General features: G+C 23.4%; 1 protein-coding gene. It reads right to left on the reverse strand.

What is annotated here, in order from left to right:
- Window positions 1-526: LysE family translocator (locus GCE9029_RS27195; RefSeq protein ID WP_062667997.1), on the reverse strand; the 526-nt coding region annotated here is incomplete at both ends.

Consider the following 526-nt stretch of genomic DNA (forward strand, 5'->3'; position numbering starts at 1 on the left):
AATTACTATAAAAACAATACCACTTATTAAATGTAACCATTTATTAAAAATAGAATTATCTTTGATTGTATCTAATAAACTACTTGCAAAAAAAAAAAATATAAAATACCAAACAATACCTATAAACGCAAACGTAAAACCTAAAAAAATAAAAGGAATTGGGTTATCTAATTGTTTAGAGCTAATAAATTGCGGAAAAAAAACCAAAAAAAATAATGCAACTTTAGGATTTAAAATATTAGTTAAAAAACCCGACCAAAAAATGTTTTTTTTGCTTTTATCCGATAGATTCTCTTCTTTTAATAACAGTATTTTATTGCCGTTTTTAAATTTTGAAATACCTAAATAAATAAGATAAATAACACCGATGTATTTAAGTATTGTAAAAGCAAATACTGACTTAGAAAGTAAAACAGATAAGCCTACAGCCGCAAAAAAAGTATGACTTAAAACACCTGTATTAATACCTAAACCTGCATAAAAACCTGATTTTTTACTATATGTTATTGATTTTGTTAATACAAAT

The organism is Grimontia celer, assembly GCF_900055185.1.
GTDB classification, from domain to species: domain Bacteria; phylum Pseudomonadota; class Gammaproteobacteria; order Enterobacterales; family Vibrionaceae; genus Enterovibrio; species Enterovibrio celer.